Consider the following 20,897-nt stretch of genomic DNA (forward strand, 5'->3'; position numbering starts at 1 on the left):
TAAATAGAATAAGGAAAATATTTTATGTCAGAACATCATGATCATAGCCATGCGGTTGTTACTGAAGAAAATAGTAAGAAGTTAATGGTTGCCTTAGGTTTAACGACTACTTTTTTAATAGTAGAAGTTGTCGCTGCTTTTATTACCCAAAGTTTGGCTTTGTTATCTGATGCAGCTCATATGTTTACTGATGTAGCCGCTTTAGCTATTGCTCTTGCCGCTATCAAAATTGGTAAAAAAGCCGCAGATGATAAAAGAACTTTTGGCTATCAGCGATTTGAAATTTTAGCGGCTCTGTTTAATGCGGTGATGCTTTTTGTGGTAGCAATATATATTGTATATGAAGCTTATCAACGTTTTACGAATCCTGCTGAAATTCAAAGTGTTGGAATGATGATTGTCGCGGTCATTGGTTTGGTCATAAATTTGATTTCAATGAAAATCCTTTCTGCTAGTGCTGAAGGAAGTCTAAATATAAAAGGTGCATATTTAGAAGTTCTTAGTGATGCTCTAGGATCGATAGGCGTGATTATCGGAGGAATAGTTATTTATTTTACCCAGTGGATGTGGGTTGATACCGTAATCGCTGTGTTAATTGGCTTCTGGGTCTTACCTCGAACTTGGATTTTATTAAAACAAAGTATTCATATTCTGCTTGAAGGAGTTCCTGATGAGATTGATATTGAGTCGTTAAGAAATGATTTATTGAAGCTAGAGGGCGTTGAAGGGATTCATCAGTTGAAAGTCTGGGCTATATCCTCAAGAAATATTCATTTAACTGCTCATTTGGTTGCTCCGAATAGCAATACAGATCAACTCTATCAAAAGGCCTTAGAAGTTCTAAAACATAATCATAATATTACTGAAATTACGTTACAAATAGAAAATACGAAATGTAATACATTGAACCAACATAAACACTAATTTGGACTTTAGTCTTCATATAGATGTTTTGTGTAACTTTAAAGTATACCCTAAAGTAACATTTGAAATACCCTAAAATTTATGTCTCATTTAAATAAATATTGGCCATACGTTACATGTAACTTTTAAATATTAAATTTATTTATTACAATAAATAGAAATAAGCGTCTGGTAGAGTGCAAAATGAAAGGTCATAAGGTGGGATACGTCAGAGTGAGCTCTGTTGACCAAAATATTGGACGACAACTTGAAGGAATTGACGTCGACCGGATTTTTGTTGATAAGGCTTCTGGAAAAAATACTGCCCGCCCGAAATTTCAGGAAATGCTCAGCTATGTGCGTGAAGGGGACATGATTGTTGTTCACTCCATGGATCGTTTCGCTCGTAGTCTGAAAGATTTAGTTACTGAAGTTGATCAGCTCGTAAAGAGGGGAGTGGCCATCCAGTTTGTCAAAGAAAATATTACCTTCACTGCTCAGGCTACTCCGATGGATAACTTGATGCTGCAGTTAATGGGAGCTTTTGCCCAATTTGAGCGGGAAATTATCTTAGAACGTCAGAAAGAAGGGATTAAGATCGCAGCTGCTCAAGGAAAATATAAAGGTCGTGTCCATAAATTAAATCCTGAGCAAGCTGAATCCCTACGACAAGCCTGGAAAGAAAGGAAGTATTCATCCAAAGTTGATCTGGCAAAAGCCTTTGGTATCAGCCGGCAGGCTGTTTATCGGTATTTGACGAAGAATTAGTTTTAGGGTGGATTACCATCATCTTCTGTTTTGACTCGATCGTCGTGGAAGTGCTGAACAAGTTAAAAGTCATTCAGGGATATAACATCGCGTTTGATCCGTTGACCTCAAATTACGAGTTCAAAATCAGCATGACCGATATCAGTCACTTGGTGTTATTACCGAAACTGATAAACTACCTCAGAGTCCATGCACCGAATGTTCGGCTGGATATCCACCCAATTGATGTGAATACGGCACTCAAGATGTCGAATGGTGAAATCGACCTAGCGATTGGTTTCTTACCGCAACTTGAAGCTGGTTTTTACCAGCAGACTTTATTTCAGCAGCACTATATCTGTATTGCCAGTAAAGACCATCCCCGTCTAGGCGATGACCGTCTGTCTGATCAGCAATTTCGCCAAGAACTGCATGTCGATATTTTGGCAACCGGTGGGCATTATGTACTCGAGCATGCACTACAAAATTTAGGGGTTAACCGCAATATTCTGATCCGTTTGCCCAGTTATTTAGGCGTGGGGCTGGTGGTACAGGATACCGATGCGATTGCCACGATTCCGAACTATCTCAGTCGTGTGCTACTCAATCGGGGCGGGCTGAAAATCCTGCAACCACCCTATGATTTTCCGACCTATAGTGTCAAGCAGCACTGGCACGCCCGTGTGCATCACAACCCTGGGAACCATTGGTTACGACAAGTGTGTTTCCAGTTATTTTCGGAATAAAGCATGCCACATGCCAGAAAACCATGCTGCCAAACATATCGTTCTATTGGTAGCGGACGCTGTATTAGAAGGATTTAACTCTTATCAGGTAGTTCGACATCATTGGTGAAGCTGGGGCCTGTTTTAAAGTATCTCCATCCAAAGATACAATTCGCTGGTGCTGCTGGCCAATTCAGTTGGGAGCTACAGGCTTCCATTTTTTATCATCCAGAGTGAACGCGGTATCTTTGTTTAGACCGGCAAAGGCCTGTTAATTGATCTTGGTCTCACACTTGAAATGTTAATCAAGCAAAAAATTTTCAAATCCGGCGTAGCATTGTCCCAACAGTACCAGCCCCTCGATTTTAAAACACAAATCCTGCGTGATGGGGGGAAAGAAAAAATGCATCTGCTCATTTTCACTGCTGTGTTTTAATATTCGTTCTGATTTTAATATGGATTGAGACAGCTTTATTTGAAAGCTGTCTCATGTCTAGGATACTAGGAGCAGTCCACTCACCACTAAAATTTATAGTTATAAGTGAGCCCTAAACGATTTTCTATATAATCCTTTGATACGGAATTTTTATAGTCTGCGAATAACCATGAAAATGCTAAACCTTTCAATTTCGGTTGTTGAAATTCATAATTTAATATGAAATCAAACTCTTTTTCTGTGCCATCATGGCTATTTCCTGTTTTGATATGATCACCATAAAAATAGCGAATTGTACTCTTTAAGCCATTTAATGACGTGTCCTTAAAATCATAATCGTAACGCACTTGCCAAGATCGTTCATCTTGTTGCATATAGGTTCCAACAGACCAATTGGCTGAATAGACTTGAGGAATCCAATTAGAGAGTAAAGGAAAAGCATCATCACCAGTAACATATTTGTATCCCAGTCCAAGTGTATGATTTCCATAATTTAACATATGAATGGTTGCATAAACTTGGTTATCGATATTGCCCTCTAAAGCATCACCTGATTCTCGTGTATCAAAAACATAAAAATTAGATTTTAAATTACTATTCGTATTGAAGTTGTGTCTCAGTTCATAACTTAAAAAGTTTTGGTCATAAATATCTTCTAATTTTGCATAGAAATATCGAACTTGCTGATTATTAAAGTTGTAATCTAATCCAATAAAATCAAGAGCATCGGACTGAGCTTTATTCTTCCCATTTACGAGTTGAAATTTAGAATAATCTTCGGCGTTACGACCACTTACTTTGGTCATACGACCTGCAGTCACTTTAGTATTCTTAAGATCAGTAGACTCTATCATTCCTCCTAAAAAGGTCGTTGGCAATTGCATGGCTACGTCTGTATGAACGATCGGTAATTTAGGAATGATTTCACCAATTTTTAGTTCAGTATTTGCATATTTAAATTTTGCTGTTGCGCCCAGTTTAAGTTGATCTTGAGCTTGTTCTTGTTTTGCCTTATCGTAAGGCATAACATTATCAATAATATTTTTTTCCTCACTTAAGCGATAAGCATAACGGGCAGAAAGGTCTAAACCCACCTGAATTGGCGTACTGGTATATCCTGAAGTTACAGTAAAACTTACAGCCTGAGACCAGTTATTAAGATCTTTACTTTTTGAATCATCAAAATTTCGATCAAAATAAAAATTTTTAAAATATAGATTAGCAGTCGTATCTTCAATTAAATCTGCATGACTGGTTGAATTTAGACAATAGGATGCTAATACCCCAATAAGGATAGTATTTAATTTCATTGGTTTCGTCCTGAAAACATTTTATTTTTGATTAGGGCTGTTAATATTCCTCTTTAAAAAAACAGCCCATAGTTTTTAAGTCATATCGATTAGTGGTGCACCTGTCATTGCCTGTAGAGCATCAAAGGTTAACCCCTCTATCTTTTCAATGACTTTTAAGCCGTCTACATCTACATCAATGATACAAAGATCCGTATATATTCGATCGACACAGGTTTTCCCAGTTATTGGATAGCTCAGTTCTTTAACGATTTTGGGCTCACCTGTTTTAGTGGTGTGTTCTGTCGTTACAAAAACTTTTTTTGCTCCGACAGCCAAGTCCATCGCTCCACCGACTGCAGGGATTGCATCGGATGCACCGGTATGCCAATTCGCAAGATCTCCATTTTCAGAAATTTGAAAAGCCCCTAATACACAAATGTCTAAGTGTCCACCACGCATGATGGCAAAAGAATCACCATGATGGAAAAAGCTTCCGCCAGTGAGCATGGTGACATATTCTTTGCCAGCATTAATCAGATCTTGATCTTCCGAGCCTGCTTCTGGAGCAGGGCCAAAGGCCAATAAGCCATTTTCAGAATGTAGAAAAATTTCTTTATCATTGGGTAGATAATTTGAAATTTTAGTTGGTAAACCAATGCCTAAGTTTACATAGGCTCCATCAGGAATATCCTGTGCAACACGTGCTGCAATCTGATCACGAGAAAGTTTGCTATAGCTCATTGTTAACCTGCCTTGCTAAGTTCTACAGGATTTAGCTGTACAACATGTTGTACGAATATTCCTGGTGTGATGATGTGTTCTGGGTCTAAAGCACCCAATTCAACAATTTCATTCACTTGTGCAATTGTGACTTCGGCTGCCATTGCCATAATAGGACCAAAATTACGTGCAGATTTGTTGTAAACTAAATTGCCCCAACGGTCACCTTTATGCGCTTTGATTAAAGCAAAATCTGCTTTAATTGGATGCTCTAAAACATAGTCTTCTCCATCAATTGCACGAGTTTCTTTGCCTTCAGCCAACAATGTTCCAAATCCAGTTGGGGTGAAGATAGCACCAAGACCCATACCTGCAGCTTGAATTCGGCAAGCTAAATTTCCTTGTGGAACCAATTCAAGTTCCACTTTCCCTGCACGATACAGCTCATCAAATACATAAGAATCAGCTTGGCGTGGAAAGGAGCAGATCATTTTTTTGACATAACCTGCTTTGAGCAATTTGGCAAGCCCATAATCACCATTGCCGGCATTATTGCAAACAATCGTGAGGTCTTTTGCCCCAGTTTCGATGAGAACATCAATTAACTCCGCAGGTTGTCCAGCGGTACCGAATCCGCCAATTAGAATGGTCGAACCATCTTTGATGTTCTGCATTAAATCCACAATTGAAGGTGTGATTTTATTCATTAATATAAATTCCATTTGCTAATTTTTTTCTTTGATGATTTCTCTTCATTGCAAAACTCAACATGATGACAGCTCCAATAAACATTAAAGTACTGCCGTAAAGCATGCCTGTTGCAAATGATTGAGTTAGATCTTTTAAGAAGCCGATTAAGAATGAGCTAACAATGGTTGCTGAATTACCAACAGCATTAATAAACGCAATCCCTAGGAATTTGGCACTGTTATCAAGGCTTTCATCAGCAAAAGCCCAGAAAATACCCATGGTACTGAAACCTGCCATACATGCTAGACATAGACCAATCAGTTGTAGGCTTCCTATCTGAAGATATGCTGCCATGAGCCAACCTATACCGCCTAACAGCATTGGAATAAAGGTGTGCCAATAGCGTTCTTGTTTTTTATCGGAATGACTGCATAGAAAAAACAGGGCAAAAATAGTAACAAGATGAGGAATTGCAACAACAATACCAGTCATTACAGTACTAGCATTAGGTAAAGCCGTTGAAACAATTTGAGGCACCCATATATTGACCATGCCACACGTGGTTACGATACAAAAATAGACTAATGCACAGCGGATAACGGAAGAGTTAATAAAAGAGAACGAGCTACTTTTTACCGTGGATTTAGATTTTTCATTTGTCTGTTCTTTTTCAAGTGCATTTATGAGAATATTTTTTTCATCCTCATTTAGCCATTTTGCTTCTTTAGGCGTATTTGGAAGTTTAGCAAATACAATTAATCCGAGTAGAACACAGGGTAAGCCTTCCAGTAAAAAGACCCACTGCCATCCTGCCAGCCCTTGAAAGTCATGCATATTTAAAATAAAACCAGTCACCACAGAACCAAACATTGCAGTAAATGGCATAGCTAACATAAAGATTGCATTTGCTCTAGAGCGATGGCTAGAGGGGAACCACTGCGTTAGATAAAGTAGCATGCCAGGCATAAAACCTGCTTCCGCAATACCCACAATCGCTCGTATGATGTAGAGTGATTTTTCATCTGTAGCAAAGGCAGTACAACTTGAAGCAATTCCCCAAACAATGATGATAAATCCAATCCAAATTCGAGTACCTAATTTTCGCAACATCAAATTGCTTGGCATACCAAAACAAATATAAAAGATATAAAAAATGGTATTAGCTAGGCCAAAGCTTAATGCAGTTAGTCCTAAGTCCGCACTTAGTTGTTTGCCAACGAAACCGATATTAATTCGATCGAGAAAAGAAAAAATAAATAAAATTAAGAGAAAGTAGAGCAGTTTTTTATGAACTTTTTTTATAACAAAATTCAGTTTGTCTTGGTCTTGTTTACCATGTGCATTAAAAGATGCATTATTTTGATTTGATTCCATCGTTTCTTCCTTTGAACACAATATGGAATAGGCGAATAAATCGCCTAATTAAAGTTAAATCATTGCTAAATCGTATAGGTTTACAGCCTTCATTAACTCTTCTAAAGTTTCGCGGTTATTGGCTTGCCCAAATATATATCGATCGGGACGTACCAAAATGGCAATAGCCTGATTATCTTCAAGCCATTGTTTTGATGGAATGGAATCAGCAATCAAGGTCACTAGGTTTTCTGTATGATCGAGATGAAGATCATCGATAAGATGTTTGAATTCCGGATGAATAAATAGTGCATATCGATAACCCACAATTTCATCACTCAATTGATCATTTACAAGGAGAAATTGTGGTGAAATCTGTCCACTTAACTCATTTCCAGTGGTATAAAATCCTTGACCAAGCTTTGGTGTAGGAGTGATGAAGTTTTTCAGCTCATTCACTTGTTGTTGTAATTCAGCATCTTCACAATAATTTTGAATAATTTTTCCAAAATTAACCGCACCTTTTACAAACTCTGTGACATGTGAAAGACGTTCAGAGTGATAGCTTTTAATCAAGCCAAGGTTGTTGTGTTGAATTGATTCATTTAACTTCCATGCCAAGTTTGCAGCATCACGGATACCTGCTGCCATACCTTGGCCCATAAATGGTGGGGTTTGATGAGCAGCATCACCCGCAATGATTAACCGATTTTTACACCATTTTTTTGCGATAAGTGCATGGAATGTATAAACAGCAGAACGCTCGATAATTGCATCTTCTGGACGAATATATTTTTCCAAAAGCTTCCAGATACTTTCAGGTGTAGCAAGTTGCTGTACATCATCTTCAGGCATAACCATGATTTCCCAACGTCGACGCATGCCTGTACCTTTGATATAACTCATTGGACGTTTTGGGTCACAGAATTGGATACTATAATCACCAATATCATTGGTATTATTCTTACTAATAAAATCGACTACCAGCCATTTACTATGTAAGCCTAGATCTTCAAATGTTGTGCCAATCAAACGACGTACTAATGAGCGAGCACCATCACACCCAACCACAAATTTTGCTTGAGCTTGGTGCAACGTGCCATTGGCTAAGTTTTCATAATGGATTGTACAAGCATCGGCATGCTCATCAATTTTAAACACTTCATGGCGTACTTTCAGATCCAGTAAATTATGGTCATGAATTTTAGCGCGTAAGACAGCTTCTAGATCAGGTTGATGGATTCGATATGCCGAGCTCCACTGATGGATACCTTTTGCAGTAGGCCGCTCCCAAGTAATTAATAAATTACCTTCAGCATCTTCGAACTTCATACCTGGACCAGGTGCAATTTCTTCAAGAAGTTTTTCAGTGATGCCAATCGTTTGGAAAACACGCATACATTCAGCGTCAAAACGAATAGCACGTGGGAGTTGTAGAATGGCAGGTTCACGTTCAATAACAAGAACTTCAAGTCCCATTTTAATCAATAGGTTTGCAAGTGTGACTCCAGTAGGACCATAGCCTACAATTGCAATATCATAATTTTTTTGTAAATCCATTTTCGATTTCCTTTACGATTATTGAGGATTTTTAAATAAATTTAAAAATCCTCATTTCTTATTTATGCATCATTTTTAACAATGTTCTTAAGTATTCCAACTTTATCCACTTCAATTTCAACAACATCACCTTCTTTGAGCAAAAGAGGTGGGGTACGTTTTAAGCCAATACCACCTGGTGTACCGCTGACAATCACATCACCTGCACTGAGTGGGGTAAACGTTGAGATGTAGTTAATTAAAGAAGGAATATCGTGAATTAACTGTGTGGTGAGTGCACGTTGCACTTCTTGTCCATTAACACGAGTAATTAAAGTCATCGTTTCATTGGCTTTGATTTCATCACTTGTTACTAACCATGGACCAAAGCCACCAGTCTGGAAGAAATTTTTACCTGGTCCCCATTGTGCAGTATGTCGTTGCCAATCACGTACTGAACCATCGTTGTAGCAGGAGTAACCAGCGATATGATCCCATGCATTCTCTTTTGAAATACGACGACCACCTTTACCAATCACAATGGCAATTTCACCTTCATAGTCAAACTGCTCAGCTTCAACAGGTCTTAATAGAGGTTGGTTATGGCCGATTTGTGATGGTGCCAAACGCATAAAGATCATTGGTTTTTCAGTAACTTCACGTTGAGTTTCTTTTACATGTTCACCATAGTTCAAACCGATACAGAAAATTTGACCTGGATTAGGGATCACTGGTTCAAACTGAATATCTGTTAAAGCGTAATCACTTTCAGTATTTTCAATCGACTGAATCGTTTCAGCTAAATTTTCTACTGCAAGTAAGCTTTTTAAATCTTCAAATTTGCCATTTAATTTCTTTTTTAAATCAATGACAGAGTCATTTTTGATTAAACCGAAAGATTGTTCGCCATTTACGCTAAAACTTAATAATTTCATAAGGGTCGTCCTTGTTTGTTTAAAATAATTATCATTAGTTGATAAAGGTTGACATAATAATTCCAAAGATATAATGTTGTGTCAACACTTTTATCAAATATTGAGAAAAATATGAAAGGACTCAGCTTTAGCCATATTGGAATATATGTGAAAGATCTTGAAAAAATGGAAGATTTTTACACTAATGTGTTAAATTTTTTTGTGACGGATCGAGGTAATCTAGATACACCACGAGGTACAGTACAATTAGTGTTTTTAAGTCGTGATCCAAAAACACATCATCAAATTGTGTTGGCAAGTGGACGTCCAGAAGAAAATATTTTTAATCCGATAAATCAAATATCTTTAGAAGCAGATTCTTTAGAAACCTTGCAAGAATTATTTTTGAATTTTAAAGCATTGAATGTCCCAAATATTGATGCTATTACCCATGGCAATGCAATCTCATTCTATGCACCAGATCCTGAAGGGAATCGCTTAGAATTATTTATTGATACACCTTGGTATGTTTCACAACCAATGAAAGTTCCATTAGATTTAACATTAGATGCTCAAAAAATCATGAGTATTGTGGAAGATCATGCCCGGGAACTACCAGGTTTTTGCCCAAGAGCGGAGTGGGAAGGTAGAATGCAACAATTAATGTCAGCTAGCTAAACAGAGGAAACAATGTCTACATCCAACAATATGTTGCAAATTTTGAAGTTATTCACAATAGAACAACCTGTTTTGGATGCAGACACGATTTGTGAAAAATTGGAATTTTCAAAGCCTACAGGTTACCGATATATTAAAGACTTGGTGGTACATGGTCTTTTAGAACGTTTGTATGGGGGACAATATACTTTAGGTCCACGTATTTCAGTAATGGATTATATTGCCCAACGCTCTAATCCTATTATTCAGTTAAGTATTCCGCTGATGAAAGATATTGTGGAGCAGACTGAATTCAATTGCTGTTTAACACAATTTTATGAAGACTATTGTTTAGATATCTATCATGAAAGTTGTAAAGAAACGACTTTATTAGCATATGGACGGGGTCGACCAAGACCAGCATATGTGGGTGCAGCACCAAAAGTTATCCTAGCCAATACTGCCACGAAAATTCAAAAATCAATTTTTCAAAAATATAATGAACAATTTCTTACATCAGATTTTGCGCAAGATGAAGCCTCGTTTATTCAAAAGTTGAATGAAATTAAAAAGCAAGGTTATTACTTTTCAAAAGGTGAGTTGGAATCGCATTTAGGGGCAATTGCTGTTCCAGTCATTTATTCAAATAGAGCTTTTCCAATTTCACTCAGTATTGTTGGGTCGGTAAAACGTTTCAATCTTATAAATGTGGAAACCATTGTTGATATATTGAGTCAATCTGCAAAATTTATTGAAAGTGAATTCAAAAAAATAGATTCCGATTAGTTAAAGAGGTGCGTTTGATTACGGTTTGGGGACGTCCAGATTCCACCAATGTACGTAAAGTTATTTGGTGTTTACATGAGTTAAATTTACCATTTGAGCATATTTTGGCAGGGGGGCAATATGGGTTGACCACAAGTAGTGAATACTTAAGTATGAATCCTAATGGTTTAGTACCGTGTTTGAAAGATAATGACTTTTTACTTTGGGAGTCAAATACCATTCTCCGATTTCTAGTCGAGAAGTACGGAAAGGAATCAATTTATTTATCTGATATAGAGAGTCGCTACTCTGCTGAAAGATGGATGGATTGGTGTTTAAGCACTTTGGTTCCAAATTTTAGAATCATCATGTTGCAAATTAAGCTTCCAAAAGATCAACAGAATGCAAATACCTTATCCAAAGCAATTTTACTATTTGAGCAAAAATTAGAACTGCTAAATGAATATCTTAAATATAACAAGATGATTGCAGGAGAAAATTTTTCAGTGGCTGACATAGCATTGGGAAGTTATTTTCATAGTTGGAATAAAGTTAAGGTGAAAAAAAATAATGATTTTCCCGCAATAGAACGGTGGTATGCAGCATTAATCAGTCGTGATGCTTTTAAAAATACAATCCCAGCGTGAGATTGATTTTCAGACAAAAGCATTAATTACGTTATCAACAAAATCTACATAATTTTTAAATTTATCTTTATTACATCCCCAGCTAAAGGAAGGCTAAATGTTAAATGCATATATCTACGATGGATTACGATCTGCTTTTGGAAAACATGGAGGATCCCTTGCAAAAGTTCGCCCTGATGATTTGGCTGCTTTAGTCATTAAAGCTTTGATTGAAAAAAATAATTTACCTAAAGATTCTATTGATGATGTGATTTTCGGAAATTCGAATCAGGCAGGTGAGGACAGTCGTAATATTGCACGTCATGCAGTATTACTTGCAGGTTTAGATGTTAAGACACCTGCTCAAACAGTGAATCGTTTATGTGCGAGTGGCTTGGCTGCTGTGATTGATTCTGCTCGTGCAATTACTTGTGGTGAAGGTGATATTTATATTGCGGGTGGTGTAGAAAGTATGTCACGTGCTCCCTTTGTTATGGGTAAGTCAGAGCAAGCTTTCTCTCGTGATATAAAAGTATTTGATACAACTATTGGCGCACGCTTTTCAAATCCTCAGATCGAATATTCCTTTGGTGATGACACCATGCCGAAAACAGGGGATAACGTTGCTCATGAATTTCGCATTACTCGTCAGCAAGCTGATGAATTTGCATTAGCATCTCAACATAAATATCAAAAAGCTAAAGAAGCAGGCTTTTTTGATGAAGAAATTACTCCTATACAAATTAATCAAGGAAAGAAGCTCCCTCTTGTGGATGTAGTTGAAGATGAACATCCACGTTTGAACAGTCAAATTGAATCATTGACTAAACTAAAACCCTTGTTTGAAGGTGGTATTGTAACAGCGGGGAATGCCTCTGGGATAAATGATGGTGCGGTTGCTCTTATTATTGGATCAAAAGATGCTGAAAAAATTATCGGTCGTAAACCTATCGCAAAAATCCTAGCTTCTGCTGCAATGGGAATCGAACCACGCATTATGGGTGCAGGTCCAATTGAAGCCATAAAACTCGCACTAAAACGTGCAGAATTGAGCTTAGATGAAGTGGATATTATTGAAATTAACGAAGCTTTTGCTTCTCAAGTATTATCCTGTTTAAAAGGTCTAAATGTAGATTTCAACGATTCACGTGTAAATCCAAATGGTGGCGCAATTGCTTTGGGACATCCACTTGGTGCTTCTGGTGCCCGTTTAACTCTCACAGTTGCACGTGAATTACAACGTAGTAAAAAAAAATATGCTGTAATTAGTTTGTGTATTGGTGTTGGTCAAGGATTGGCAATGGTGATTGAACGTATGTAAAAAATACTTGATCATGTAAGAATGTGTAAATGAAAGCATTGAAATAGTATTAAATTTCATAAATTTAAGATATAAGAAATTGGTACAAAAACCATCAAAAGCCGACTTGGAAACAAGTCGGTTCTTTATAAGAGGTTTTGATATATTCTGGCACTGTTGCAAATAGAAATTTGAGTCGATGATATTCGCTTCAAAAAACTTAGAGACCGAAAGTCTGTTAATTAGACACACTTCACCCTGAGACTGGCCATAATAAAATGACGAAATTTATCCTTTAAGCCATAGGGCTGATCTGATTGTTCACCTAGGCTTATTAAAACCGTGGAACATTGTTTATTTATTGACCGTTGAACGTGAAGAATCATTAAAAAAGACCAACTCAGCTGAGTTGGGCTTTTTACACCAACATAAAACACTGAACTTTATCAAGAAATATGTTATTCACCAATTAAAATGTCTATGCGATAAACCATTTAAAATGTCCTGTTTTTAACTGCAAGAGTCAAGAACAGGATTTAAATTTCTTTGTTCAATAACAGCTTTCTGAGCTTTACGACTCGGCATACTTTTCTTGAGACGGGAACGTTTATTCTGTTTCTCCAATTCCTCATGTTGCTGCTGGATATGGGCCAGAACCGAGCCTAATCTTTTATTCTCAACCACTGCATTTTGCTGTAGTCCAGCCAGTTTATTGAAGACGCTATAGTTGATCTTCCGTCCCTCATACATGATGGCGATAGTTCCATCCGGGTACTCCAGAAATGAAATGTATTGCCCAACAAGCTTATGATTCAGTGCTGTTGGCTCAAGCATATAGATACACTTGTCATAGGTGATGGTCAGGTTCTTAGTGACCTTACGCGGTTCCTGCCAGGTAAAAATATCCTCCAGCTCAGCATCAGATTCCGTTAAAGAGCGATGCAAGTTCTTTGGGTTTCTCGCACACTTGGCGAACTTCTGATTGAACTGCTCAATGAAGCAGGGTAGCCAGGCATTGGCTTCGGCAATCGAACTGATACCTTCCAGACGCATCTCCTTGATCAGACGATCCTGAAGTGTCCTGTTAGCACGTTCCACTCGACCTTTGGCCTGGGGTGAGTTGGCAAAGATAATATCAATGTTTAACTCGTTCAGAATCCGGCCAAATTGCGTGATCTCGCTGTCCTGGCTCGATTTCTGGTTCATTCGGAATACCGAATGTTTATCGCTATAAAAGGCCAGAGGCTTACCGTATTGTTCAATGTAGGCTCGGGTTGAAAGCATATAGTCAAAGGTCGTTTCCGCCTCACAAAAGCGCAGATGCAACAGCTTTCCAGTGGCATCATCGATATAAACCAACAAGCAGCATTTGGGGGCTCGACCTTCAAACCAGTCATGATATGAGCCATCAATCTGGATCAGCTCACCGAAGCAATCACGGTTATAGCGTGGCTGATATGGGCGTTTAAGGCGCTTGGATCGCGGAATCCAGAGGTCATTTGCAGTCATCCAGCGCCGAAGCGTTTCTACCGGGATATTCAGGTCAAATATGCTGCTGAGCTTCTCATGGGCCAAGGTGGGTCCAAATCCAAGCAGATGTTCAGAAATAATGGAAAGACATTTTGATTTTAATAAATCATCATGGCGACGATGACCTGGTTGACCACGACTGGCATGCGCCATACCTGAGACACCATCTTGATTGAGCTTTTGTAATAACCGGGTAATTTGACGGGTTGAAAGATTGAGGATTTCAGCAGCACGGACTTGGGTAATACGTTGATCTCGAACGTCTTGCAGAACAGCAAGACGTTGAATTTCTTTGTCAGACATAGTGATCAGCATCTATATTTCATATCCAGTCCATGATGTTTAAACCATCATAAACTAGACATTTTTATTGGTGAGAATATAGACATTTTGAATGGTGAGTAACACAAGCATTACGTATAAGGTGTATTATGTTAATTTTAGAAAATCTTAATCTTTAACTAACATAATCTTCAGTTGATATCACTTGAGCATATGCAAATTCAAAAGCGGCCATTAATGTTGCATGGACATGACCAGCAGGTACTTTAACGCCATTAAATTCCAAGTCTAGTGTTGCACAAGCATCATGAATAACTTTTACCTTATAACCAAAATCAGAAGCAGCACGAACAGCAGCATCAACACACATATGGCTCATAGCACCAATCACGACTAACTCAGTCACTTGATTGCTATCTAAAATTTCTTTGAGATTCGTGTTTAAGAACGCATTGATGTGATTTTTAATGATCACAGATTCATCTTCTTGCGGCTTAACTGTGTCCTGAAATTCAATACCATTTGAGCTAGGTTCAAATATAGGAGATTCAGCATCAGCAATATGTTGGACATGAATCACTTGAGTACCCTGTTTACGGGCCTTCGCAATTACTTTCACTGCATTAGCAGCAGCTTGTTCAATATTTACCAATGGTAATTTACCTGTAGGTAGATATTCATTTTGTAAGTCGATAACTAATAAAGCTGATTTTGACATATCTATTCCTTTACTTAACTAATATTTGTTTTGTTCTGCTTAGGATTTTAAAGAAGTGGAAGTATTCCACTTCTTTAAGTTTCTTTAGAAAGAAAGCGTTTCACCATCAATAGGAATTAAAACCTTATCTTGAATCCCTTTGTCTTTTACGTACTCTGCAAGCTCAGCACGTGTTACTGACATGTGGTTAATTGCATCCATGTGAACAGCAACCACTTTAGTATTTGGTGCTTTCTGAGTTGCACGATAAGTATCTTCTTTGCCCATAATAATGGATTCTTTAAAGCCATCAACCAAGGCGTTACCTGTATTCAAGACAATCACATCAGGTTTAAATGTTTGAATCGCTTGATCAACTTCAGAACGCCAGATGGTATCTCCTGCCACATAAACAGTTTCATGGCCAGCAGCTTCAAATACCACACCCATTGCTTCACCTAATCCAGCTTTAAGCTTAGGAATACGGTACATGGCATCAGTACCGTGTTGACCACCAGTTTTAGTGAGCTTAATCCCTTCAAAGGTCGCTTGAGTTAATACACGAACATCTTTGAAGCCTTGTGACTGAATGATTTTCTGGTCTTCTTTATTCTGTACAAACAACGGCATGTTTTTCGGAATAGTCGCTTGTGCTGCATCATCCCAATGATCTAAATGGGTATGGGTCACGATTACCGCATCTACACCTTCTAAAATCGTTTCGGGCTTGATAGGCAAATCGACTAATGGGTTCCGTAAATAGCTACGATGAGTATCAGGAAAACCTTCATAGAATCCTTTTTTAGCAAACATTGGGTCAATTAAAAAAGTCGTATCAGCATAGGTTACTTTAATCGTTGCATTGCGAATTTCTTGTATATGCGTAACTTTAGAAGTATCTAGCTGAACCACCTTATCATTCGCATATAAATGGACTGAAGCCATTGCCAGAGAGAGTGCAATAACAGAGCTACTTAAAATTTTATTCATGTTCCAGATCCAATCATTTAGTCATACTCGAATCATGATAGGAAAAATTAAGCAATAAAATTGTCTTTAAGGACAATCATCGAAACTATTGGGACAACATGCTATATTTATTATTTTAGAGAGGTAGACCGAATGGCTATACCAGTGATTGGATTGTTCGTTTATCCCAATATAAATCCATTTCACTTCTCTATCCCCCATATCATTTTCAATATCAGGATTGAAGATAAACGCTTATTTGATCTGAAAATTTTTTCTATAGATGGCCAACCCGTAAAAACAGAACAGTCTATGATGATTATCCCTGATGGGGGGATCGAACTCATTAAAGAGTCGGATCTTATTATTATTCCTGGATGGGATGATTTTAATCATGAGCCTGAAGAAGTACTTATCAATGCCCTAAATTGTGCATATCAGACTGGAATTAGAATTGTAGGGTTATGCTATGGAACTTATGCATTGGCATATGCAGGGCTGCTTGACCATAAAAAAGCAGCTACGCACTGGATGGCTGAACAAGATTTTAGTGAACGATTTCCACAGGTTCAGCTTGATAATGACGCCCTGTATGTAGAGGACCAAAGGATCGTAACCTCTGCTGGAACAGGCGCAGCGTTAGACTGCTGCTTGTACTTGGTACGTGAAATCTATAATGCACGAATTGCGAATAAAGTCTCTAGAGTAATGGTGATCCCGCCTCACCGTGAAGGTGGGCAAGCTCAGTTTATTGAACAGCCAGTCGCAGAATCGAGCCAAGATGCACAAATTAATGTATTACTTGATTTTTTAAGAAAGAATTTAGCTTTACAACATAATATTGAAAGCCTCGCTGAACGGACACATATGACACGCAGGACGTTCACACGGCATTTTAAGAAAGCGACAGGCATGACCCTAGTCGATTGGCTGAATACTGAAAGAATCAGATTAAGTTGTGAACTTTTAGAAACGACAAACTTGTCTATCGAAAAGATAACCGAGCTTTCAGGTTTTAATAATACCGTGTCATTTAGAAAAAATTTTCGTGAAAAATATGGCACCAGCCCTCAGGCATGGAGAAAAGCTTTTGGGATCATTAATGAAAATAATCCACCCATTTAACATAATGGATATTATACGAAATTGAAATGTTACTCACCATTCAAAATGTCTATATTCTCACCAATAAAAATGTCTAGTTTATGATGGTTTTTATCACCATGGACTGGATATAAAATATAGATGCTGATCACTATGTCGGATAAAGAACTTAAACGATTGTCGGTCTTGCAGGAAATCTGCGATCAACGCATAACTCAATCCCAGGCTGCTCAGCTACTTCTACTTCATATTTCAGAATGTCAGGTCAGACGCTTACTGCAGAAATACAAAGTTCAAGGTCCAGCTGCATTAGCCCATACGGGTCGTGGCCAAACCAGCAATTCCAGGCTTTCTTAAGAACTCAGACTCAAGTGCCTCAATATTGTTTCTGATCAACTGCATGGTTTCGGACCAACCTTGGCGCATGAAAAGCTTATTCAACAGGAGTTATGGTTCATTCTGACCAAGGCAGTCAGTACTGTAGTCGTGCTTTTAGAGCACTATTATTGACGAATAACTGTATTCAAAGTATGTCACGCAGTCTTGCGCAGTACACTGCTCATGTTGGGACAATGCAGTGACTGAAAGCTTCTTTCATACATTGAAAGGTCATGTAATCCATGGCGTGTGTTTGCCACTCGAAAAGAAGCGAATGCTGTCTTGTTTGACTATATCGAGATTTATTACAATCGAATCAGAAGACATTCTGCAAATGGCTGGTTAAGTCCTGAAGCCTTTGAACAAAAATATTGTAAGAATTTAGAGGGATCGACTGTCCACAATACTGTCTAGGATCAGATAAAGGATTCTGCATCTGAAAAAGGCCTTTAGCTTAATTCTGAGCTTCGACTAATGACAAAATATAAGACTTCTACCTCTGAAAATTATAAAAAATCAATTGTTTTGATCTTTAAAGAATGAGGATATAGTATTTGTGAAATTACTTAGCTGCTTAAAACTTAATTCTAATTGGTTAATAGGTGAAAAATGAAATTAGCAGAAGCTCTCTTACTTCGAAGTGATCAACAAAAAAAAATTATTTCACTAAAACAACGTATCAATGCAAATGTATTGGTACAAGATGGTGATAAACCATCTGAAGATCCTAATGAACTATTAAAACAAGTATTTTCTTTAATTCAAGAATTTCAAAAATTAAGTTATGCAATTCATGAAACTAATGCTTTAACAAAATTAAATGATGGTCGTTCTCTACTTGCTTTATTGTCTTTGCGTGATGAATTTGTAGAACAGCACAAAACCCTAACTGCAGCAATAAGTAATACATCTCGTGAATCTGATCGTTATAGTACGCGGGAAATAAAGTGGCATAAAGTTATTCCAGTTTCATCATTACAAAAACAAGCTGATGATATTAGTCTTAAATTACGTGATTTAAATGTGTTAATTCAGTCGAATAATTGGAAAATTGATTTGATTGAAGCCTAATAGTCCTTTAGATATAATCAAGTTGAACATACTGGGCGAGTACAAGATCCCTTACTTCCACAACATAGGATTGTAAATAAAGTGTAGTGGCTTGCAAAGCAAGTGGATAAGCTTAAAATTTTAAGTACAAATCAATCCATCACTTGGCAGAACTCAAATCTTTGTGCAAACAAAGTTACACGTTACTTATAACTACCATGTACTGACAGTATGTTCACCTCAATTACTAAAAATAAAGAAATGAGCAAGCATCAGCTGAAGCACATTCCTATTTTTAATTCGGTTCGGCTTTGTTGCATAACGAGCTGAAAGACAGATTTTGAAAATAGCGGATTCAAATCACAAGTGCGACACATTTGTAGTTAGGTGAAAAAGTTAGGTGTATTCGTAGAATCATTAGACTTTTTCAACTCGCAATTGGAAAGCACGCAATGAAGAAATACACCCAACTCTCTCAAGATGAAAGTAAGCATCCGCTGAGCCCCACTTTTCCTCACTCATGAATACCACGATAGTGTCCACTAAACTTTAAGTGGACACCTATTTATGGATTTAAAGACAGTTATAGACAGCACACCAATGCTAAAAAAGCCCCGTCGAACCTTCACGGCTGAATTTAAACATCAACTTATTCAGCAATGCCAGCAGCCAGATACATCAGTGGCTAACTTAATCGCTGCACTGGTAAACCGAATGAACTTGTAATAACGACTTTCGCAAGAGGTCTATTTTATACAGATGATTTCAGTTTAACCCCCATCATATTAAGTGAAGCTCAAAAAGCAGGATTTGAACCTAATATTGTCTGTAAAAGTAGCCAATGGGATTTCATAGTAAAAATGGTAGAGGCAAATATGGGCATAGCTATTCTTCCAGAAATTTACTGTAGAAAATTTAGTAACTTAAAAAAAATATACTTCAATAGTGAACCGTACCGGGTTTGTCGGAGAGTCAATATTCTGAGAGACTATCCCGATGACAAAATTAAAATATACCCCTGAAATCAGAGAAAGAGCGGTTCAATTATTGATTGAATCTGAAAAAGATTATCCTTCTACTTGGGCTGCAATCACAGCAATTGCGCCTAAGATTGGTTGTACTCCTGAAACACTTCGTGCCTGGCATCAAAAGCATTTAGATCAGCAAAATCCTATTAAAGTACAACAGATATCTGATCAAGAAAAAATGAAGCAAATGGAACGTGAAATTAAAGAATTAAAGCGTGCCAATGAAATTCTACGTAAAGCAGCCGCTTTTTTCGCCCAGGCGGAGCTCGACCGCCCACACAAATAATGGTGGATTTCATCCATAACAATAAAGACTTATATGGTGTTGATGCGATTTGTAGGATTTTACCGATCGCAGCTTCAACCTATTACCGGACTCTAGATCTCTGTGAAAATCCAGAACATCGAGCAAAGCGAGATTTACATGACTTGTATCATGCTGAGGAGATTAAACGAATTTGGAAGGAAAGTTCAGGTCGGTATGGTGTACGTAAAGTCTGGCAAAAACTGAAACGTGAAGGCTATATTATTGCACGCTGTACTGTTGCTCGATTAATGAAAAAGCTAGGTATACAAGGTGTTTGGCGAGGTAAGAATAAACAAACCACCCGTAGCCGAGATGACCAAAAACGAGCACCTGACTTGGTGAAACGGAATTTTAGAGCTGATCAGCCTAATCACTTGTGGGTTGCTGACTTTACCTATATTCAAACAAATTCAGGCTGGGTCTATACCGCCTTTATTATTGATGTGTTCTCACGAGCAATTGTTGGATGGAAAGTATCTACACGGATGAATACAGATATGGTACTCGATGCACTTGAGCAAGCATTGCACGATCGAGGCATGCCAAAGAATGTGACTCATCATTCCGATAGAGGTGTTCAATATCTTTCTATTCGCTATACCAATCGTTTAGAAGCTGTAAATTTACGAGCATCAGTCGGTACAACTGGTGATTCATACGATAATGCTCTGGCTGAAACGGTGAATGGCTTATACAAAACAGAGGTGATTGAATATTTAAAAGCAGATTGGCAAGGTTTAGCAGATGTACAACTTGCGACACTAAACTGGGTAGATTGGTTCAATAAAAAGCGTGTACATAGTGCACTGGGTTATGTATCGCCTTTTGAGTTTGAAGCAATGTACTATGATAAGATTAACCCGTTAGGTCAGGTGGCCTAACTTA

The 20,897-nt window shown here is 37.8% G+C and carries 19 protein-coding genes, 3 pseudogenes and 1 other annotated feature; of the genes and pseudogenes, 13 read left to right on the forward strand and 9 right to left on the reverse strand.

Translation table 11 applies throughout. From position 1 onward, the window contains the following. Positions 1–24: 24 nt before the first annotated feature. The 3 genes and pseudogenes from FTU87_RS11875 to FTU87_RS11885 form a co-directional block, all read left to right on the forward strand. The gene (locus tag FTU87_RS11875; RefSeq protein ID WP_005028603.1) at positions 25–924 is read left to right on the forward strand and encodes a cation diffusion facilitator family transporter; all 900 of its coding nucleotides are present in this window, start codon (positions 25–27) and stop codon (positions 922–924) included. A gap of 183 nt (positions 925–1,107) precedes the next feature. Further along, on the forward strand, positions 1,108–1,671 hold the full coding sequence (locus FTU87_RS11880; protein WP_180097454.1) for a recombinase family protein: 564 nt from the start codon (positions 1,108–1,110) through the stop codon (positions 1,669–1,671). 38 nt (positions 1,672–1,709) lie between these two features. Then, a pseudogene (locus tag FTU87_RS11885) lies at positions 1,710–2,396 on the forward strand (LysR substrate-binding domain-containing protein); the annotation flags it as partial. A gap of 501 nt (positions 2,397–2,897) precedes the next feature. On the opposite strand, the gene FTU87_RS11890 reads toward FTU87_RS11885, so the two are convergent. The 6 genes from FTU87_RS11890 to FTU87_RS11915 form a co-directional block, all read right to left on the reverse strand. Next, positions 2,898–4,121, reverse strand: a complete 1,224-nt coding sequence (locus FTU87_RS11890) for an OprD family outer membrane porin (RefSeq protein ID WP_180097456.1) — start codon at positions 4,119–4,121, stop codon at positions 2,898–2,900. Between the two features lie 75 nt (positions 4,122–4,196). Beyond that, positions 4,197–4,844, reverse strand: a complete 648-nt coding sequence (locus FTU87_RS11895) for a 3-oxoacid CoA-transferase subunit B (RefSeq protein WP_180097459.1) — start codon at positions 4,842–4,844, stop codon at positions 4,197–4,199. A 2-nt stretch (positions 4,845–4,846) separates the two neighbouring features. Then, positions 4,847–5,530 (reverse strand): 3-oxoacid CoA-transferase subunit A, encoded by a 684-nt coding sequence (locus FTU87_RS11900; RefSeq protein WP_370982490.1) that lies wholly within the window; start codon positions 5,528–5,530, stop codon positions 4,847–4,849. Then, positions 5,523–6,887, reverse strand: a complete 1,365-nt coding sequence (locus FTU87_RS11905; RefSeq protein ID WP_180097465.1) for an MFS transporter — start codon at positions 6,885–6,887, stop codon at positions 5,523–5,525. Before FTU87_RS11905 ends, FTU87_RS11900 begins: the two co-directional genes overlap by 8 nt. Positions 6,888–6,941: 54 nt before the next feature. Further along, entirely contained in the window at positions 6,942–8,426 is a 1,485-nt protein-coding gene (locus FTU87_RS11910; protein WP_180097467.1) for a bifunctional 3-(3-hydroxy-phenyl)propionate/3-hydroxycinnamic acid hydroxylase, read from the reverse strand. A gap of 62 nt (positions 8,427–8,488) precedes the next feature. After that, positions 8,489–9,340: a fumarylacetoacetate hydrolase family protein gene (locus FTU87_RS11915; RefSeq protein ID WP_180097470.1), complete on the reverse strand. Its 852-nt coding sequence runs from the start codon at positions 9,338–9,340 to the stop codon at positions 8,489–8,491. Between the two features lie 78 nt (positions 9,341–9,418). Between FTU87_RS11915 and FTU87_RS11920 the strand changes: the two genes are divergently transcribed. From FTU87_RS11920 to FTU87_RS11935, 4 genes are all read left to right on the forward strand, one after another. Continuing rightward, a complete protein-coding gene (locus tag FTU87_RS11920; protein ID WP_370982491.1) occupies positions 9,419–9,997 on the forward strand; it encodes a VOC family protein in 579 nt (192 codons plus the stop codon). Between the two features lie 12 nt (positions 9,998–10,009). Beyond that, complete coding sequence (locus FTU87_RS11925; RefSeq protein ID WP_180097473.1) at positions 10,010–10,762, forward strand: IclR family transcriptional regulator; 753 nt, start codon at positions 10,010–10,012, stop codon at positions 10,760–10,762. A 14-nt stretch (positions 10,763–10,776) separates the two neighbouring features. Then, entirely contained in the window at positions 10,777–11,388 is a 612-nt protein-coding gene (locus FTU87_RS11930) for a glutathione S-transferase family protein (RefSeq protein WP_180097475.1), read from the forward strand. Positions 11,389–11,485: 97 nt separating this feature from the next. Next, the gene (locus FTU87_RS11935; RefSeq protein WP_180097478.1) at positions 11,486–12,688 is read left to right on the forward strand and encodes a 3-oxoadipyl-CoA thiolase; all 1,203 of its coding nucleotides are present in this window, start codon (positions 11,486–11,488) and stop codon (positions 12,686–12,688) included. 489 nt (positions 12,689–13,177) lie between these two features. On the opposite strand, the gene FTU87_RS11940 is transcribed toward FTU87_RS11935, so the two are convergent. The 3 genes from FTU87_RS11940 to FTU87_RS11950 all read right to left on the reverse strand — a co-directional run bounded on the left by FTU87_RS11940 (position 13,178) and on the right by FTU87_RS11950 (position 16,166). Next, positions 13,178–14,512, reverse strand: a complete 1,335-nt coding sequence (locus FTU87_RS11940) for an ISNCY family transposase (RefSeq protein ID WP_180097481.1) — start codon at positions 14,510–14,512, stop codon at positions 13,178–13,180. 142 nt (positions 14,513–14,654) lie between these two features. Then, positions 14,655–15,197: a cysteine hydrolase family protein gene (locus FTU87_RS11945; RefSeq protein WP_005176773.1), complete on the reverse strand. Its 543-nt coding sequence runs from the start codon at positions 15,195–15,197 to the stop codon at positions 14,655–14,657. A gap of 84 nt (positions 15,198–15,281) precedes the next feature. Next, positions 15,282–16,166, reverse strand: a complete 885-nt coding sequence (locus FTU87_RS11950) for an MBL fold metallo-hydrolase (RefSeq protein WP_180097484.1) — start codon at positions 16,164–16,166, stop codon at positions 15,282–15,284. 132 nt (positions 16,167–16,298) lie between these two features. Here FTU87_RS11950 and FTU87_RS11955 point away from each other — a divergent pair, with 132 nt between their 5' ends. The 6 genes and pseudogenes from FTU87_RS11955 (at position 16,299) to FTU87_RS11980 (ending at position 20,893) form a co-directional block, all read left to right on the forward strand. After that, positions 16,299–17,270: a GlxA family transcriptional regulator gene (locus FTU87_RS11955; protein WP_004733159.1), complete on the forward strand. Its 972-nt coding sequence runs from the start codon at positions 16,299–16,301 to the stop codon at positions 17,268–17,270. A 132-nt stretch (positions 17,271–17,402) separates the two neighbouring features. Then, positions 17,403–17,684: pseudogene (locus FTU87_RS11960) on the forward strand (helix-turn-helix domain-containing protein); the annotation flags it as partial. Further along, positions 17,678–18,041, forward strand: a pseudogene (locus FTU87_RS11965) (IS3 family transposase); the annotation flags it as partial. The pseudogenes FTU87_RS11960 and FTU87_RS11965, both read left to right, overlap by 7 nt. Before the next feature lie 195 nt (positions 18,042–18,236). Beyond that, the gene (locus tag FTU87_RS11970; RefSeq protein ID WP_004733111.1) at positions 18,237–18,698 is read left to right on the forward strand and encodes a DIP1984 family protein; all 462 of its coding nucleotides are present in this window, start codon (positions 18,237–18,239) and stop codon (positions 18,696–18,698) included. 704 nt (positions 18,699–19,402) lie between these two features. Beyond that, positions 19,403–19,699, forward strand: coding sequence for a LysR substrate-binding domain-containing protein (locus FTU87_RS11975; RefSeq protein WP_373684777.1), 297 nt, complete (start codon positions 19,403–19,405; stop codon positions 19,697–19,699). Further along, positions 19,674–20,893, forward strand: a protein-coding gene (locus FTU87_RS11980) for an IS3 family transposase (protein WP_180097487.1) whose coding sequence is annotated in 2 segments (ribosomal slippage) — positions 19,674–19,950 and positions 19,950–20,893 — 1,221 coding nt in all. Because the reading frame shifts where the segments join, the coding sequence is not laid out codon by codon here. The genes FTU87_RS11975 and FTU87_RS11980 overlap by 26 nt, the downstream gene beginning before the upstream one ends. Continuing rightward, positions 19,949–20,065: a sequence feature (AL1L pseudoknot), on the forward strand. (Overlaps the previous gene by 117 nt.) Positions 20,894–20,897: the final 4 nt, after the last annotated feature.

Origin of the sequence: Acinetobacter sp. YH12156 (assembly GCF_013418235.1) — a bacterium.
Taxonomy (GTDB): domain Bacteria; phylum Pseudomonadota; class Gammaproteobacteria; order Pseudomonadales; family Moraxellaceae; genus Acinetobacter; species Acinetobacter pseudolwoffii.

What these genes read in the sequence shown, in the direction of transcription:
- FTU87_RS11955 (WP_004733159.1), top strand. Translation starts at nt 16,299, where the DNA reads ATGGCTATACCAGTGATTGGATTGTTCGTTTATCCCAATATAAATCCA.
- FTU87_RS11970 (WP_004733111.1), top strand. Translation starts at nt 18,237, where the DNA reads ATGAAATTAGCAGAAGCTCTCTTACTTCGAAGTGATCAACAAAAAAAA.
- FTU87_RS11900 (WP_370982490.1), bottom strand. Translation starts at nt 5,530, where the DNA reads ATGAATAAAATCACACCTTCAATTGTGGATTTAATGCAGAACATCAAA.
- FTU87_RS11890 (WP_180097456.1), bottom strand. Translation starts at nt 4,121, where the DNA reads ATGAAATTAAATACTATCCTTATTGGGGTATTAGCATCCTATTGTCTA.
- FTU87_RS11925 (WP_180097473.1), top strand. Translation starts at nt 10,010, where the DNA reads ATGTCTACATCCAACAATATGTTGCAAATTTTGAAGTTATTCACAATA.
- FTU87_RS11940 (WP_180097481.1), bottom strand. Translation starts at nt 14,512, where the DNA reads ATGCTGATCACTATGTCTGACAAAGAAATTCAACGTCTTGCTGTTCTG.
- FTU87_RS11895 (WP_180097459.1), bottom strand. Translation starts at nt 4,844, where the DNA reads ATGAGCTATAGCAAACTTTCTCGTGATCAGATTGCAGCACGTGTTGCA.
- FTU87_RS11915 (WP_180097470.1), bottom strand. Translation starts at nt 9,340, where the DNA reads ATGAAATTATTAAGTTTTAGCGTAAATGGCGAACAATCTTTCGGTTTA.
- FTU87_RS11875 (WP_005028603.1), top strand. Translation starts at nt 25, where the DNA reads ATGTCAGAACATCATGATCATAGCCATGCGGTTGTTACTGAAGAAAAT.
- FTU87_RS11910 (WP_180097467.1), bottom strand. Translation starts at nt 8,426, where the DNA reads ATGGATTTACAAAAAAATTATGATATTGCAATTGTAGGCTATGGTCCT.
- FTU87_RS11950 (WP_180097484.1), bottom strand. Translation starts at nt 16,166, where the DNA reads ATGAATAAAATTTTAAGTAGCTCTGTTATTGCACTCTCTCTGGCAATG.
- FTU87_RS11905 (WP_180097465.1), bottom strand. Translation starts at nt 6,887, where the DNA reads ATGGAATCAAATCAAAATAATGCATCTTTTAATGCACATGGTAAACAA.
- FTU87_RS11945 (WP_005176773.1), bottom strand. Translation starts at nt 15,197, where the DNA reads ATGTCAAAATCAGCTTTATTAGTTATCGACTTACAAAATGAATATCTA.
- FTU87_RS11880 (WP_180097454.1), top strand. Translation starts at nt 1,108, where the DNA reads ATGAAAGGTCATAAGGTGGGATACGTCAGAGTGAGCTCTGTTGACCAA.
- FTU87_RS11935 (WP_180097478.1), top strand. Translation starts at nt 11,486, where the DNA reads ATGTTAAATGCATATATCTACGATGGATTACGATCTGCTTTTGGAAAA.